Below are 16,454 nucleotides of genomic sequence, written 5' to 3'. Positions count from 1 at the left end.
AATTGACTTATTTTATTCTAAATTTTTGCAGATCAGGTTCGTGGTTGCCCCAACCGGTCCAGTAATTGACTACAGTGACGGTTTTATTTTCAATACTCATGATTTTATAAAGATCATTACGCGGCGGTGAAATTTCATTGGGACGAATGACTTCAGTCATCATAAAAATCTCGGGTGTAATCCAGGTAATGCGCCATGCATCGGTATTGGAGTCGCCACGACTACAGTCCATTTCATTTTGCCAAGCAGCAGCGGTCGCTTGAGGATTAAATTTAAGTCCGGCACAACTTGCACCATTTAAAATGAGATACTTGTTTTTAAGTTGGTTTTGATAACTTTGTGCAAAGCTTGTACTACATAAGGTGCCCAGTAAAGCCATCAATACCAGTGTTTTAATTTTCATTGCTAATATCTTAAGTCCTTGTTTTTAATTATTTAAAAATATCATGTTGATTGAGAAGTGAATATATCGTTTTTACTCAAAATGTAAGGATCGTCTCATCTTTTAGTCGTAGACGGGATTGATTGTTAAAATGAATCACCTGTATTGCAGAGCTGCTGACTCGGATATCATGCAATATCTAGGCTAAGTGCTTTGTATCACTCAAAAAAGTAGAATTCCTTTTATAGGTAATAGCTATTGTAAAAAATAAAATAAGTATTGGCATAAAAAGCGCATTTTTCAGATTCTAAATCAGTTTATACATATACACGTTTTCCCAAGATGGGCAGCACCCATTTGCTGATGCGTTTGATCATTTGCATAGAATTTTTCTGATTGTTCATTCCATTTCCATCGATCACGGTATAAGTCCAATTTTTTGCAGTTTAAGGAAACATTGATGTCGAATTCTGCTGTTGTTGAATCAGTCGCCTTAGCGCTTAGAGAAGCTGAGTTGTCACAAACTGCGATTGCACCGATTCGCCCGCAACTGGGTGGTGAAAGTGCAGATGTAGATATTGCCTATGCAGTTCAAGAATTAAATACCCAACGTGCCCTAGGCGAAGGACGTCGTTTAGTTGGCCGCAAAATCGGTTTGACTTCAAAAGTTGTACAAGCTCAACTCGGTGTAGATCAGCCTGACTTTGGTATGTTGTTTGCAGACATGTCTTATGGTGATGGCGAAGCTATCCCGGCAGGTCTATTGATTCAGCCTAAAGTTGAAGCAGAAATCGCATTAATCATCAATAAAGATCTGACCCAAGAACATCATACCTATGCAGACATTATCAGTGCGACTGAATATGCCTTGCCAGCGGTAGAAGTAGTAGATAGCCGTATCGAAAACTGGAAAATTTCCTTGATTGATACCGTTGCCGATAACGCATCTTCAGCAGCTTTTGTTTTGGGCTCAAAACCGGTGAAACTTGAAAACCTGGATTTGGTGAACTGCAAAATGACCATGACCCGTGGTGATGAAGTGGTATCGACTGGTGTAGGTAAAGCCTGCCTTGCAAACCCACTCAACGCTGCTGTTTGGTTGGCGGATGAAATGGTTCGCCGTGGTCGTCCACTTCTTGCTGGTGACATCGTATTGACCGGTGCATTGGGTCCTATGGTTGTTGCACATCCGGGTGATGAATTCAAAGTTGAAATTGAAGGCTTTGGTTCTGTTGTTGCTGCATTTGCTGCTGAATAAGTCTGTATTTTAAGAGAGTACGTTAATGAAAAAGATTAAATGTGCATTAATCGGTCCGGGTAATATCGGTACAGATTTGCTTTACAAACTTCAACGTAGTGAAGTTTTAGAACCTGTATGGATGGTGGGGATTGACCCAACCTCTGAAGGTTTGGCGCGTGCAGCGAAAATGGGTTTAAAAACCACTGCTGAAGGCGTAGACGGTTTATTGCCGCACGTTTTAGCAGACAATATTCAAATTGCTTTTGATGCAACTTCTGCTTATGTACATGCTGAAAATAGCCGCAAGTTAAATGAGCTTGGCGTACAGATGATTGACTTGACGCCTGCAGCGATTGGTCCATTCTGCGTACCGCCGGTAAACCTGGAAGCTTTGCTTGAACAGGGTGAATTGCCAAACGTAAACATGGTGACATGTGGCGGTCAGGCAACCATTCCTATGGTGGCAGCGATTTCACGTGTTCAACCTGTGAACTATGGTGAAATCATCGCAACAGTATCAACTAAATCGGTGGGTCCGGGTACACGTAAAAACATTGATGAATTTACACGTACCACTGCCGGTGCAATCGAGCAGGTGGGTGGCGCGAAACAAGGTAAAGCCATCATCATTATCAACCCTGCTGAGCCACCACTGATGATGCGTGACACTGTACACTGTCTTGTTGAAGGTACGCCGGATCAGGCTGCCATCACAGCATCTGTGCATGCCATGATCAAGGAAGTTCAAAAATACGTACCAGGTTACAAACTTGTAAATGGTCCAGTATTTGACGGTAACCGTGTTTCAATGTTCCTCGAAGTGGAAGGTTTGGGTGATTACTTGCCTAAATATGCCGGTAACCTGGACATTATGACTGCAGCTGCTGCACGTACTGCAGAAATGTTTGCAGAACGTCTCATCGCGAACCAAGCAGCGCAAGCTGAAGCAGAAGCTTAAGGAGCAGACCATGTCAAAAATTATTATTAATGATATGACGTTACGTGATGGTATGCACCCAATGCGCCATCAAACTACACCAGAGCAAATGGTTGCAATTGCAACTGCACTTGATGATGCGGGTGTACCTTTAATCGAAGTGACACATGGTGACGGTTTAGGCGGTAACTCTGTGAACTACGGTTTTGCAGCTGCGACAGATGAAGAATATTTATCAGCGGTTATTCCAAAGCTTAAACAAGCCAAAGTATCTGCGCTTTTAATTCCGGGTATTGGTACGGTTGACCACTTGAAAATGGCGCACGATGTAGGTGTAGCAACCATTCGTGTGGCAACGCACTCTACTGAAGCTGACGTTTCTGAACAGCACATTACTGCTGCGCGTAAACTTGGCATGGACACTGTGGGCTTCTTGATGATGGCGCACATGGCGGCTCCAGAAAAACTTCTGGAAGAAGCGCAAAAAATGGTGTCATACGGTGCAAACTGTATCTACGTCACTGACTCTGCGGGTTATATGTTGCCGAATGACGTGACTGACCGCGTGGGTATTTTACGTGCCAACCTGGGTTCAGAGATCGAAATCGGTTTCCACGGTCACCATAACTTGGGTATGGGCGTTGCTAACTCTGTTTCAGCGGTTCAAGCCGGTGCAACCCGTGTCGATTTGGCTTCTGCCGGTTTAGGCGCAGGCGCAGGTAATACGCCACTTGAATTGTTTGTTGCGGTTGCTAACCGTATGCAAATGGAAACAGGCGTAGACTTGTTCAAAGTTCAGGATATTGCTGAAGAACTGATTGTTCCAATGATGCAGCAACCGATTCGTGCCGACCGTGATGCAGCAACTTTAGGTTATGCCGGTGTTTACTCATCGTTCCTGTTGTTTGCTAAACGTGCTGAAGCGAAATATGGTGTCTCTGCTCGTGAAATTCTGATGGAATTGGGCCGCCGTGGCACAGTAGGCGGTCAGGAAGACATGATCGAAGACTTGGCATTGACCATGTCTAAAGCCAAAGAAGCTCAAGCTTAATTTTAAAATCTTCTTTTCAATTAAGTTTTAAAAAAGCGCCCTGTTCAGGGTGCTTTTTTTATGGCTAAGCATTTGTATTTATAGATAAAAAAGATCATATGATATTTAAAATATATCAAAACAATCAATTATTTAAGAAGCTTTAAAAGCTGCTTAAACCTAAAAACGATTAATAAAAAAAAATTACATCCCAAAAAGTCAAATTTTCTTAAAAATAAGCACTGCAACAAGGGCTTAAAAATAATGCCATAAAATAAAGCGTAAATATCTTATTGTTTAAAGTTCTTAACAAGAATTGATGGCGAATCTTAAAAAACAAAAAAGCCGGATGAATGCCCTGAATCTTAATACTCTGGTCTGATTTTTTTTGGCTGTATTGTTGAGCATGATGGCGTCATAGCTTAATTTGATTACTGGGAATAGGCCATGCGTCGTCAAACTTTATGGAAAGCCATCTGTGCTGCGACTCTAGCATTAGGTACAACTGCAACGAATGCAGAATTTATCGACGATAGCCAAGTCCAATTAAAATTTAAAAACTTTTATTTAGACCGTCAGTATGCGGATCTTCCACAAAATAACTGGGGTTCATGGTCACAAGGCATTACTCTGGATGCAAAATCCGGTTATCAGGATATAGGTGGCGGTATTCAAGTGGGTGCAGACCTTTTGGTACAGCACGCATTTAAATTGAATGGCCGTGATAAAAATGCCGACTTCGTTTTACCGCATGACGGTAAAGAGTCAAAAGACAACTTCGGTAAAGTGGGCGCAACCTTAAAAGCCAAAGTTTCGCAAACCGAATTAAAAGTGGGTGAGTTGTTACCGGTATCTCCAGTATTGGTCTTCGATCCATCGCGTCAGTTGCTGACGACTTTCAGCGGTGCGTGGTTAGAATCTAAAGACATTAAAGATACCAAACTGACTTTGGCTTATATTGATAAGATCAATAACCGCTATGATAATCAGTTCCGTGACTTAACCTTGTTTGCACCTGCTAAGGGCAAAAAGTATTACGATAATGGTGAAGCTTCTGATGGAATGTGGATTGCCGGAGTAGATCATCAATTCAATAAAGAGATTGGTGCGAGCTACTGGTATGCAAATGTTCAAGATATTTACCAGCAACACTATGTGGGTTTAAATCACAGCACAACATTAGGTGAAAAAACCAAACTCACCAGCCATGCACGTTACTTTGATAACTCAGAATCAGGCAACAAATTATATGGCGACATTGATAACCAAGCTTTATCACTAGGCACTAAACTTAACCATGGTGCGCATACAGTAGGTTTGGGTTATCAGCAAATGTTTGGTGATTCAGCATTCCCTACATTGGGCGGCTGGGTGCCACAGCCTTACCTTGTAAACTGGGGTGTTGCGACCTTCACTGCTGTTGATGAGAAATCAGTAGGCTTAACTTACGGTTATGACTTCTCTGAACTGGGTGCAAAAGGTTTGAATGCTACTGCGGTGTACATGATGGGCTTTGATGCTGACACAAATGGCAAGGAAAACCAGGATTCAGATGAGCTAAATCTAATCGTGAACTACACGGTGCCTGAAGGTAAGTTGAAAGGTTTAGGCTTCCAGGCCATGTATATCGATGCTGACTTCGATTATAAAACTGACCTTAAGGAATATCGTGTAGCGACCACCTATACCTACAAGTTCTAAATCATTGAATCAAAAAAGAGCGGCTGTTGATCAGTCGCTCTTTTTTTGAGTCCGGAATATTCTGGCTTGAAATACCTTAAGAAAATTATGGCGATGCTTTTATTTTAATTGAATAAAAACAAATACATAAATAATCGTTTTTTTATAGGGTGTGATCGTAATTTTGTATCAGTTTGCAGGTCTTGAGCGGTTAATATAAAGCTGTAAAAAGTCATTTTAATGAGTCAACTTGACGTCGAATTCTTGTAATAGAGGGACACGCAAGCTAAAGACTGTAAGAGGAATCAATATGAGCACTGTTCAAATCCCTGACTATCAAACAGATCCATTCTTTGGCTTAGAAGACAAATGGATTGAAACCGCTGAAGGCGAGTTGACGCATTACCACGAAATTGGTGAAGGTACACCTATTCTATTTTTACACGGTTCAGGTACAGGCGTATCTGCTGCTGCAAACTGGTGGTTAAACTTGCCACAAATTGGTGAGCAAGCACGCTGTATCGCAATTGACACCATCGGTTATGGCCAAAGTGTGGTTGCACCAGGTACTGCTTATGGTATCCGCGCCTGGGTTGATCATGCCGTGCGTACTTTAGATGCTTTGGGTATCGAAAAAACCTGGTTGGTGGGTAACTCTTTGGGTGGCTGGTTAGCATTCCAGATGGCACTGGATTACCCTGAGCGTGTTTTGGGTATCGTGTCTATGGGTACGGGCGGTGCGAAACAGACTGCTGCACTTAAAGCGCATGCAAATCCAGTGCTTACCGAAGAAGGGATCAAGAAAACCTTGTCTATGTTTGTCGTGAACAAAGACTTGATTACCGATGAACTGGTGAAAGTACGTTTTGATTCTGCAGCAAATGACTACGCATCAAACCGTTTGATGGATGTGGTTGGCGCACGTGACCGCGACCGTTTCGAATTCCCGCTTGATTTCGAAAAAATGAAAGAAATTAAGGTTCCTGTACTTTTGATTCATGGCGTACAAGACGTGGTGATTCCTGTGTCCCGTTCATGGGATATCTTGAACATTGTTCCACATGCTGATGCACATATCTTCAGCCAATGTGGTCACTGGTCTCAAGTTGAAAAATCTGAAGAATTCAACACTGTAATTAAAAATTATTTAACAGCTCGTGGTGTTTAATCCAGCTGCCTAAATAAAATGAAAAAGGATGACCACAGTCATCCTTTTTTTATGCCTTTAATTAAGGATTAAAGACTTACAATCAAGGACTATATAGTTAAGGACTAATAAAGTTAGCCGCAACATTAATACTGATGGCTAAAATAGTGGTATTAAATCCATACGCTAATAGCAGGTGTAAAGTAAGTAACACCCGCATAGGGCGTGAAGTGGTAGATACATCTGCAGTTTGCGCCGAGGTTCCGACCACGTAACTAAAATAAATAAAATCCGGATAAGTGGGGTGTGATGTCTTGGGGAAATCCAGGCCGCCATCATTGTCTTTTTCCAATGCCAGATAAAAGTCATGGGCATAATGAATGGCAAAGATGGTATGCATAAAAAACCAGGCCGCAATCAGGGTCAGGATGGACAAGCTTAACTGACCGATTGGAATGGCAGAATTTTTGGGCAAATGATTAATTTCAATCACGATGGCAATGAAGCAGATGATCAAGGTCAGAATCACTAAAAATAGAATCAGCCATTTGCTGGCATCCTGTTGTTGCGCGCGCTGCAAAATATGGTCGTGCTCTGTACGCCACAATTTTCTTAGGGTTAAGAATAAATAGCCATAGATCGCGATATTCCAGCTGATTAAAAGACAGGTAGACCAGCTCCATGGGCTGAGCAAATGAAAAAAATAATAGAAAACAGCGATTGCCGGGAAGATAAAAAAGAAATAGGGGTGATATCGGACACCGGCTTTTATCCGGTGCAACGGCTGAATTTGCATAATCTTGCCTATAGTCGTTATTTGGTTATTATTTTTTACAAATATTTTAAAAAGATTGTGCTGCACTTATTAGACTTAAGTTGTAATTTTTTGATTATGAGATATTTTTATAAATGACAAAAATATAAGTTATACGTTATTTCCCATCATGAGCAGCTTTAAAATGGTGATTTTTTATAAGACTTCAGTCTAATGTGATAGAAAAATAATCAAAATAGGCCAAAAAAACACACTACTATTTACCAAGGAAATAATGGTGTGTTGAATTGGAAAGGTAAAGTTATAAAAAATTGATCAATCGCGATTGATATTCAGATAAAACACACGGGTCAGTAATTCAATAAATTTTTGTACCGCCACAGAACTGCTGTTTTTATGGTAACTGACATACAGGTCCAGATAGGGCAGTTCTACGTCTAAAGGACGAATCACGGTATTGTTCATGGTCAAGGGTGCCACATAGCCCGGTAAGATCGTACAACCTAAACCCATACCAATCGAGTTGATATTAAACAGGATATTGTCGGCTTTTTGCACAATGTTAAATTCAATCCCATTGGCTTTGGCAAAATCCAGAATCGCATTGTGTAGCGTCAGAGACTGTTCGGCAGCAGGAATAATAAAGTCGATTCCATTTAATGCCTTCACCGGAATGCGCTCATACTTCGCCAAAGGGTGATTTTCCGGCAAAATAAAGATAAGCGGTTCACGCAAAACGAATAAACTTTCTATTTCATCACTATTAGAGTTGTGGCGGGTAAAGGTGACATCCAGTTCACCTTTCTTTAACAGTTTCATTTGCTCGCTGTTGTTTAAGCTGAGCAATTCAATCTTTAAATCAGGGTTTTGCACACGTAAGTTCGGCAGTACATAGGGAAAAATTTTCATTTCCGCCACAGGTACAAAGCCAATACGCAGCATTTGCTGTTTGGCTTGCGAGACTTGACGTGCCATGGCAATGGCTTTGTCTGCCTGTGCCAAGGTCAAACGGGCCTGTTCTAGAAATACTGCACCTTCTTCCGTGAGTTCAACTTTTCGCTTGGTACGATAGAGCAGCTGCACGCCTACATCTTCTTCAAGGTCTTTGATTTGCTGACTTAAAGAGGGTTGGGCGGTATAGAGCTTTAACGCAGCTTTACTAAAGTTCAGTTCTTCTGCAACGGTGATAAAATATCGAAGATGTCGTAATTCCATATAACCAGTCCCATGAGTAATCCAAAAAATGTCTTACTATAATTTGATGAGAGTATAATCTATAAACAACTATTCCGTGAAGATGATTCTGCCATTTAGAAAATAAATGGTCTTGCATTTTTCATGATCATTTTAATATAAAAAAAATGGCTGCTAATAATCTCTAAAATATCTTAATTGAAACAAAAAAAATATTTCACTAAAAGCCGCTATAAAACCATCATCCACTAAAAGTTGAGTCTATTTACTTTGTGACAGAGTACGTCACAGGAGAGCTTCTCATGAGTGGAAAAATTGATGTGCGCGAAATCGACGCTTTGGTCGATGCACAAAATGGTCGTATCTCGCCATATATCTACACAGATCCAGATTTATATGAATTAGAGCTTGAACGCGTTTTTGGCCGTACTTGGTTATTCCTTTGTCATGAAAGCCAAATTCCTAAAGCGGGCGACTTCTTCAATACTTATATGGGTGAAGACCCAATTATTGTGGCTCGTCAAAAAGATGGCTCAATCAAAGCATTTTTAAACCAGTGCCGTCACCGCTCTATGCGTGTGAGCTTTGCAGACTGTGGTAATACGCGCGCATTCACTTGCCCATACCACGGCTGGTCTTACGGTATTGACGGTTCACTCAAAGACATTCCATTAGAAGAGCGTGCATTCCCGCAAGGCGCATGCAAAGAAAAATGGGGTCTGGTTGAAGTTAACCGTGTTGAATCTTACAAAGGCTTGATCTTTGCTTGTTGGGATGAAACCACACCAGATTTAATCGAATACATGGGTGATATCGCTTGGTATCTTGATGGCGTATTAGACCGTCGTCCGGGTGGGACTGAAATCATCGGTGGTGTGCACAAGTGGGAAATCGATTGTAACTGGAAATTTGCAGCTGAACAGTTTGCATCTGACCAATATCACGCATTGTTCTCTCACGCATCTGCAATCCAGGTGTTGGGTGCAAAACCAGATGACGAAGGCTCTAAGAAACTCGGCGCTGCTCAAACCGCCCGTCCAGTTTGGGAAACCGCTAAAGACGCAATCCAGTACGGTTCACGTGGTCACGGTTCAGGCTTCTTCTTTACTGAAAAACCAGATGCGAACGTTTGGGTAGATGGTGAAGTTGCCAACTACTTCCGTGAAACTTTCGAGGAAGTAAAAGAACGTTTGGGTGAAACGCGAGCACTTCGTCTTGCGGGTCATAACAACATGTTCCCAACCATGTCTTGGTTGAACGGTACTGCAACACTTCGCGTATGGCACCCACGTGGTCCAAACAAAACTGAAGTGTGGGCATTCTGTATTGCCGATGCTGAAGCGTCGCAAGAAGTGAAAGAAGCATTTGAACGTTCTGCGACCCGTGCCTTTGGTCCTGCCGGTTTCCTAGAGCAAGATGACTCTGAGAACTGGATTGAGATTCAAAAAGTATTACGTGGTTATAAAGCGCGTAACAACAAACTCATTATGGAAATGGGCTTGGGTAACGAGAAAAAACGTGAAGATGGCATCCCAGGGATTACCAACTACATTTTCTCTGAAACTGCAGCACGTGGCCTATACCGCCGTTGGGCAGACCTGTTAATCCATGAAACATGGGAAGATGTAGAGAAAGCCGCTGAAGAATACGAGAAGGAGCTAATGAAATGAGTCAGATCAGTTTAGAACTTCATCATCAAATTAGTCAGTTCCTCTATCGTGAAGGTAAAGCACTAGACGACTGGAAATTCCGCGAATGGCTGGACATGCTGGCAGAAGACATCTCTTACACGCTACGTACCACGCCAAATGCACAAACCCGTGACCGTCGCCGTTCAATTGAGCCACCGACGACTTGGGTATTTAACGACACCAAAGACTTGCTCGAACGTCGTGTTGCGCGTCTTGAAACCGGTATGGCTTGGGCTGAAGAGCCTCCATCACGTACTACTCACATGGTGAGCAACGTGATTGTAGAGCCGACTGAAGTTGAAGGCGAATACGACGTGTACGTAACGTATTTGCTATACCGTACGCAAAAAGAGAAAGACGTAACGATTTACTGTGGTAAGCGTCACGACAAGATCCGTAAAGTTGAAACTGATTTGGGCTTCCAGATCTTCAACCGTAAAATTACGTTAGATCAAGTGACCTATAACTCACATAACCTGAGTGTATTTTTCTAATGAATAAGATTTTTGTTTGCCAAGTTGACGAATTGGACGAAGGCGAAGCGCTAAAAGTAGATTGCGGCGTAAATGGTATCGATGCGCTTGCAGTGTTCAACAATGGCGGAGAATTCTTCGCCATGAATGACCGTTGTTCACATGGTAATGCTTCTATGTCTGAAGGTTATCTTGAAGATGACGGTACGGTTGAATGCCCATTGCATTCAGCACGTTTCTGCTTGAAAACAGGTGAAGCTTTATGTCTACCTGCAACTGATCCAATCAAGACTTTCCCTGTGATTGTTGAAGATGGTCAATTGTTCGTAGAGATGGCAGGAGAGTAATCATGGGTTGGCTAGAAGGCGAAGTTGCACTAATCACTGGTGGCGGTTCAGGTCTGGGTTGGGCTTTAGTTGAGCGTTTCCTTGAAGAAGGTGCGCAGGTTGCAGTATTGCAACGTTCACAAGCTAAAGTGGATGCTTTGAAAGAACACTTTGGTGACAAGATTGTGGCAATCGCTGGGGATGTTGCCAACTATGAAGACAATGTCCGTGCTGTTCAGGCGACCGTTGAGCGTTTTGGTAAGCTTGACTGTTTCGTGGGTAATGCCGGCATCTGGGATCACTACGCTGATATCGTGAATACCTCTGGCGAGCAGCTGGAAAAAGCCTTTGATGAAATCATGGGCATTAACACCAAGTCTCTTATTCTTGGGGCCAAAGCTGCGCTAGATGAGTTAGTGAAATCTGAAGGTTCAATCATCTTCACATTGTCTAACTCTGCGTTGTATTCAGCAGGTGGTGGTCCAGTCTATACCGCATCTAAACATGCCGGTGTAGGCATCATGAAAGAACTTGCTTACGAGCTTGCACCGAAAGTGCGAGTCAATGCGGTTGCACCCTCAGGCATGAACGTGAATATCAAAGGCGCTGCGTCACTCGGTCAGGAAAATCTTGGTCTGCTCGATGCACGTGATCCTGAGAAAATTGCTCGTGGTATGCCGTTGAATTTCTTACCAGAACCTGAAGATATGACTGGTTCTTATGTATTGCTGGCGTCTCGTGCCAATAACCGTCCGCTGACTGGTGTTTTAATTAACGCTGAATGTGGTTTGGGTATTCGTGGTTTACGTCAGCCGCGCGCAGGCTTCTTTGAAGACTAGGTCTTTAAAAGATTAAAGCGTTTAAATACAAAGAACTATACTCGGCAGCCTTTTGGCTGCCTTCCGTTTAGGAGTCAAACATGGCCGTTAAACTTATTTGTGCTTCACACAGCCCATTAATGGAATTTGCTTCGCCACAACGTGCAGAACAGGAAACCAATGTTCGTGCCGCGTTTGAAAAAATGGCAGCTGAAGTCAAAGCCTTTGATCCAACTTTAATTATTACTTTTGGACCCGACCATTTTAACGGTTTCTTTTACGACTTAATGCCAAGTTTCTGCGTGGGCATTCGTGCCACAGCCGCAGGGGACTGGAATTATGGTGCAGAGAACAACAAGATTAACGTGCCTGAAGATACTGCGCTTGCCCTGGTGCGCCGCGTATTGGATGAAGGTGTAGATGTTGCCTACTCTTACCGCATGCAGGCCGACCATGGTGTGACTCAACCTTTGCATTTCCTGTGCAGTGGTCAACTCGATCGTTATCCAACGATTCCGGTCTTTATTAATGGTGCCGCAGCGCCTATGCCAACCACGAAACGTACAGTGGCTTTAGGCCGTGCGATTGGTCAGTTCATCAAATCTTTAAATCTTGAAAATGAACGTGTTCTTATTTTAGGAACTGGTGGTCTTTCACATGATCCACCGACACCGCAAATGGGCTCAGTTCCACCTGCAGTGGAAGAATTCCTGATTTGTGGTCGTAATCCTAGTCCTGAAGCACGTACAGCACGTCAGGAAAAAATTATTGCAGTCGGTCAAAAGCTGGCAGCAGGGGATACCTCTGTAGCCGTGCCTTTAAATGCTGAATGGGATATTGCATTGCTTGAAACTTTCAAGAATGCCGATTTCGCAGCAATTGAAGCTATGACTGAAGCAGACATTCGCCGTGAAGGTGGCCGTGGTGGTCAGGAAGTTCGTTCATGGATTGCCGCATTTGCAGCACTCTCTGAATTGGGCGAATACGAAATGACCACGCAGGTCTATGAAGCAATCAGTGAATGGATTGCAGGCTTCGGCATTGTATCTGCAGAATTAAAAGGGTAAAGCACATGAGTAACATCGAAACCATCGTTATTGTAGGTGCAGGTCAAGCCGGTGCCAGCGCTATTTTAGAACTTCGTGGCAACAAGTACGAAGGCAAAATCATTCTTGTAGGCGATGAAACCCATCTTCCTTATGAACGTCCGCCGTTATCTAAAGATGTGATTCTTAAACCTGAAGACACCAAAATTGAAATCCTGTCAGAACAAAAACTGGCTGATTTGAATGTTGAAGTAATTCGTGGCAATGGGGTGGTGAAAATCAACGCTGAAGATCACAACGTGGTTCTGAAAAATGGTGAAGTGGTTGCCTACGACAAGTTGCTTCTTGCAACCGGTGGTGCAGCGCGTCGTTTGCCAAACTTCGATGCTTTGGGCAAACACGTTTACACCTTGCGTAACCTTGAAGATTCTCAAGCGCTGGTTCCTGTGCTTCAAGCCGGTCGCCGTTTAATTTTGATTGGCGGTGGTGTGATCGGTCTTGAACTTGCATCATCTGCACGTTTCAAAGAGTGTGACGTGACCGTGATTGAAATGGGTCCAATGGTGATGGGTCGTTGTTCACCACGCATCCTCAGCGAATTCTTGCTTGAACAGCACCGCGCGAAAGGTGTAGATGTTCGTCTTTCAACCTCTATCGCGAATTGCCGACTTGATGGTGAAGAAGTTGTGGTGACTCTTGCAGGTGGCGAAGAACTTCGTGCTGATGCTGTAGTTTACGGTATTGGGATCGTACCCAATGCTCAGCTTGCAGTAGATGCGGGTCTGGATGTTGACGTTGCGGTTAAAGTCAACGAGAACTGCCAGACGTCGAATGCTGATATTTATGCAGCAGGCGATGTAGCCACTCAAATTCGTGACTGTGGTAATCACCGCCGTGTCGAAACTTGGGAAAATGCCAACCTGCAAGCCGGTATTTTTGCGCGTCACGTGATGGGTGTTGAACATCCAAAAGCCAATCCAGCGTGGTTTTGGACAGATCAACTGGATATCAACTTCCAGTTCGTCGGTGATATGGCAGCGGCGCAATGGCTGGTTCGCGGTGAAATGGATGTAGCCAAAGGTGCAGACAATTCATTCGTGATGTACGGTGTGACTGATGGTCAAATCGTTGCAGGGATTACGGTGAATGCTGCGAAAGAAATGCGTCATTTGAAAAAAATGATCAGCAAAAATACTGCTTTCGAAGCTGAAAAACATTTAGATTTGGCACAAGATTTACGCAAAATTGCTTAAATTTTAGTTCGCCCAATCAGGAACAGACCTCTGCTTTGCTCAGGTCTGTTTTTTTACGTCTTTTGCTTCGTTGTCATGACCACAATTGGCTTTGTGATTTAGAAATGTGTTTGTGTAGGTATGTTTTACTTTTAAAAGATTAAAAGTAACAAAAATCTTCTGATTGTTTGAAGGTACGTCCATATACCCCAAACGATCGGGCGGCATCCATGCCGCCAGTCACGATAGTATCTACAGAGCTGAATAACAGGTTTCAAGTTTACTATTTAGAACAATCAGATTTGAGAATGATATGAAATCTTCACTGCCTGTCACGGCAAGTATCTACGCTTTATTGGTCTTGATTTGGGCGACGACGCCACTGGCGATTGTCTGGAGCGTGCAGGAAGTCCACCCGATGTGGGTGCTGATTATCCGTTACTTCGGGGCATCCATCATTGCGCTGTTTCTACTCAAGCTGATGCGTGATCCGCTGCCATTCGATAATACTTCGATGAAAAGTTACCTCGCAGGGAGCTTAAATTTAATTGGCGCACAGCTATTTATCTATCTTGCAGCCAACTATCTGACTTCAGGCTTAATGGCACTAATTTTCGGTTTTTCACCATTGATTGCAGGTCTGATTGGACACGTCATTTTAAAAACCCAAAAGCTGATCGGGTTGCAATGGCTGGGTATGGCGATTGCCGTTTCCGGTTTAAGCTTTGTTTTTGCCGATTCAGCAGACAGCAAGATCAATCCGATTGGTGTGGTGTTAATGCTGATCAGTATGGTGTCCTATATCAGCTCGATCTTTTGGGTAAAGCAGATTAATGCGCCTTTAAGTCCAATGTCACAAGCCACCGGCTCTTTGATCATTTCAGCCCTCGGCTCCTTGTGTTTATTGCCCTTTATCTGGCAGCACATGCCGACTCAAATGCCGGGGATGCAAACCCTGATTGGCTTTGTCTTTACCATGATCATGTCATCCATTGTGGCGATGCTGTGTTACTTCTGGCTGATTCGCCGTCTGGCAGCCTCTACCGTGTCGCTGAGTAACGTGATGACGCCCATCATTGCGCTGGTACTGGGTGCAACTTTAAATCATGAGCATATCAGCCCGAATGCTTTCATCGGCATTGCAGTGGTGATGTTGGGGATTGTGATGTATTTCTGGAAAGAATGGCGCGAGCAGTATTTTTCCAAACTTTAAATCGAAAATTTGAACATGAAAGGAAGTTTGCGCTTTCTTCTTTGATTTTTAAATTCGAAATGTAAAATCGGGTAGGGATTCTATTCGCGATCGGCTTTGCAGCGCTTATTCATTTCAAAGCTTGAATGGCGCAATCTGATGTTGTTGCTGGATGTGCAGACATCTTGCCTAACGATTCGCCGTTTAAAGCATGCAACAACAAAATGTAAAGAATTTATCAGCGTAGTTTGGTTAATATGAAAATTGGATATAGAGAAAAATCAAATAGATCTATTTGATAACAATAAATTTAGGACAAATTTGAATGTCTGATTCGAATAAAGTTGTGGTCTATGCGGCGCTGGCAGGCAATTTGGCGATTGCCTTGGTCAAGTTCATTGCTGCATATATTACCAATAGTTCGGCTATGCTCAGTGAAGCCATTCACTCGGTGGTTGATACGCTAAATGAAATTTTATTGCTCTACGGCATGAAAAAATCACAACAGCCGGGGGATGTAAAACATCCCTTTGGTTATGGGCGTGAACTGTATTTCTGGGCGTTTATTGTTGCACTAATGGTGTTTGCACTGGGTGCAATCGTGTCTATTTATCAGGGCATACAACATGTGCGCAACCCTGAAGAAATGCTCAATCCAACCATCAATTATGTGGTGTTAATTGTCGCGATTCTTTGTGAAGGGGCTTCCTGGCTTGTCGCCTTGAAAGCTTTTCGTAAAGTGAAAGGCAAGGAAGGATATTTCGAGGCTTTTCGACGCAGTAAAGACCCGACCACTTTTACCGTATTGTTTGAAGATACCGCAGCTTTATGTGGCCTGTTCATTGCCTTAATCGGGATTTATCTGGCACATAAGTTAAATATGCCAGAGTTGGATGGGGTCGCTTCAATCCTGATTGGGATTGTATTGGCAGTCTCGGCTATTTTGCTGGGACGGGAAACCAAGGGCTTGTTACTGGGCGAAACGGCGGCTCCTGAGTTACGTAATAATATCTTGCTGATTGCCCAGGAAGATGTGGCTGTGCTCTCTGCCAATGGCGTGCTGACCGAGCAGATGGGTGCTCATCAGGTGATTGCATCGCTCAGTCTGGAATTTGAAGACAATTTAAGCTCGGATGACATCGAAGCCTGCGTCAACAGAATTGAAGCGAAAATTAAACAGATTCATCCTGAAATTGTGGCATTGTTTATTAAACCGCAAACTAAAAAAGTGTGGTTGGAACGTATGAAAGGACGTTTGGAATAAAAAACGTGATATATATGGCGCAATATT

General features: G+C 43.1%; 16 protein-coding genes. 13 read left to right on the top strand and 3 right to left on the bottom strand.

The genetic code is table 11. The features are described 5' to 3' along the window. Positions 1-7: 7 nt before the first annotated feature. Positions 8-403, bottom strand: a complete 396-nt coding sequence (locus ACU0NF_RS02660) for a hypothetical protein (RefSeq protein WP_445660039.1) — start codon at positions 401-403, stop codon at positions 8-10. Between the two features lie 439 nt (positions 404-842). Here ACU0NF_RS02660 and ACU0NF_RS02655 point away from each other — a divergent pair, with 439 nt between their 5' ends. From ACU0NF_RS02655 to ACU0NF_RS02635, 5 genes are all read left to right on the top strand, one after another. Continuing rightward, on the top strand, positions 843-1,640 hold the full coding sequence (locus tag ACU0NF_RS02655) for a fumarylacetoacetate hydrolase family protein (protein WP_131267210.1): 798 nt from the start codon (positions 843-845) through the stop codon (positions 1,638-1,640). Positions 1,641-1,665: 25 nt separating this feature from the next. Beyond that, positions 1,666-2,580 carry an acetaldehyde dehydrogenase (acetylating) gene (locus tag ACU0NF_RS02650; protein ID WP_131384814.1) on the top strand — a complete coding sequence of 305 codons (915 nt, stop codon included), beginning with the start codon at positions 1,666-1,668 and terminating at the stop codon, positions 2,578-2,580. Positions 2,581-2,590: 10 nt separating this feature from the next. Beyond that, entirely contained in the window at positions 2,591-3,610 is a 1,020-nt protein-coding gene (dmpG, locus tag ACU0NF_RS02645) for a 4-hydroxy-2-oxovalerate aldolase (RefSeq protein WP_131267208.1), read from the top strand. Between the two features lie 426 nt (positions 3,611-4,036). Beyond that, complete coding sequence (locus tag ACU0NF_RS02640) at positions 4,037-5,290, top strand: OprD family outer membrane porin (protein WP_445660038.1); 1,254 nt, start codon at positions 4,037-4,039, stop codon at positions 5,288-5,290. Positions 5,291-5,579: 289 nt separating this feature from the next. Then, on the top strand, positions 5,580-6,437 hold the full coding sequence (locus ACU0NF_RS02635; protein WP_370982720.1) for an alpha/beta fold hydrolase: 858 nt from the start codon (positions 5,580-5,582) through the stop codon (positions 6,435-6,437). Between the two features lie 97 nt (positions 6,438-6,534). Here the strand turns inward: ACU0NF_RS02635 and ACU0NF_RS02630 are convergent, their stop codons facing one another. Continuing rightward, a complete protein-coding gene (locus ACU0NF_RS02630; protein WP_445660037.1) occupies positions 6,535-7,212 on the bottom strand; it encodes a DUF1345 domain-containing protein in 678 nt (225 codons plus the stop codon). Positions 7,213-7,506: 294 nt separating this feature from the next. Next, positions 7,507-8,406 (bottom strand): DNA-binding transcriptional regulator HcaR, encoded by a 900-nt coding sequence (gene hcaR, locus ACU0NF_RS02625; protein WP_131384804.1) that lies wholly within the window; start codon positions 8,404-8,406, stop codon positions 7,507-7,509. 281 nt (positions 8,407-8,687) lie between these two features. Here hcaR and hcaE point away from each other — a divergent pair, with 281 nt between their 5' ends. The 8 genes from hcaE (at position 8,688) to ACU0NF_RS02585 (ending at position 16,427) form a co-directional block, all read left to right on the top strand. Beyond that, positions 8,688-10,055 (top strand): 3-phenylpropionate/cinnamic acid dioxygenase subunit alpha, encoded by a 1,368-nt coding sequence (gene hcaE / locus ACU0NF_RS02620; protein WP_131384802.1) that lies wholly within the window; start codon positions 8,688-8,690, stop codon positions 10,053-10,055. Further along, positions 10,052-10,570: a 3-phenylpropionate/cinnamic acid dioxygenase subunit beta gene (gene hcaF / locus ACU0NF_RS02615; RefSeq protein ID WP_171535676.1), complete on the top strand. Its 519-nt coding sequence runs from the start codon at positions 10,052-10,054 to the stop codon at positions 10,568-10,570. The genes hcaE and hcaF overlap by 4 nt, the downstream gene beginning before the upstream one ends. Further along, positions 10,570-10,896, top strand: a complete 327-nt coding sequence (hcaC, locus tag ACU0NF_RS02610; RefSeq protein WP_005250582.1) for a 3-phenylpropionate/cinnamic acid dioxygenase ferredoxin subunit — start codon at positions 10,570-10,572, stop codon at positions 10,894-10,896. The genes hcaF and hcaC overlap by 1 nt, the downstream gene beginning before the upstream one ends. Positions 10,897-10,898: 2 nt before the next feature. Beyond that, positions 10,899-11,714, top strand: a complete 816-nt coding sequence (gene hcaB / locus ACU0NF_RS02605; protein WP_131287640.1) for a 3-phenylpropionate-dihydrodiol/cinnamic acid-dihydrodiol dehydrogenase — start codon at positions 10,899-10,901, stop codon at positions 11,712-11,714. An 80-nt stretch (positions 11,715-11,794) separates the two neighbouring features. After that, positions 11,795-12,760 carry a 3-carboxyethylcatechol 2,3-dioxygenase gene (locus tag ACU0NF_RS02600; RefSeq protein ID WP_131316081.1) on the top strand — a complete coding sequence of 322 codons (966 nt, stop codon included), beginning with the start codon at positions 11,795-11,797 and terminating at the stop codon, positions 12,758-12,760. A gap of 5 nt (positions 12,761-12,765) precedes the next feature. Then, complete coding sequence (gene hcaD / locus ACU0NF_RS02595) at positions 12,766-13,992, top strand: 3-phenylpropionate/cinnamic acid dioxygenase ferredoxin--NAD(+) reductase subunit (protein ID WP_445660036.1); 1,227 nt, start codon at positions 12,766-12,768, stop codon at positions 13,990-13,992. A gap of 292 nt (positions 13,993-14,284) precedes the next feature. Beyond that, positions 14,285-15,184 (top strand): DMT family transporter, encoded by a 900-nt coding sequence (locus ACU0NF_RS02590; RefSeq protein WP_445660035.1) that lies wholly within the window; start codon positions 14,285-14,287, stop codon positions 15,182-15,184. A 304-nt stretch (positions 15,185-15,488) separates the two neighbouring features. Continuing rightward, positions 15,489-16,427 carry a cation diffusion facilitator family transporter gene (locus tag ACU0NF_RS02585; RefSeq protein WP_131267197.1) on the top strand — a complete coding sequence of 313 codons (939 nt, stop codon included), beginning with the start codon at positions 15,489-15,491 and terminating at the stop codon, positions 16,425-16,427. The last annotated feature ends 27 nt before the right edge of the window (positions 16,428-16,454 follow it).

The organism is Acinetobacter sp. F16 (assembly GCF_052712855.1).
Note: the sequence above shows the minus strand (reverse complement) of the source record. Positions and strands in the feature narration are given on the sequence as shown.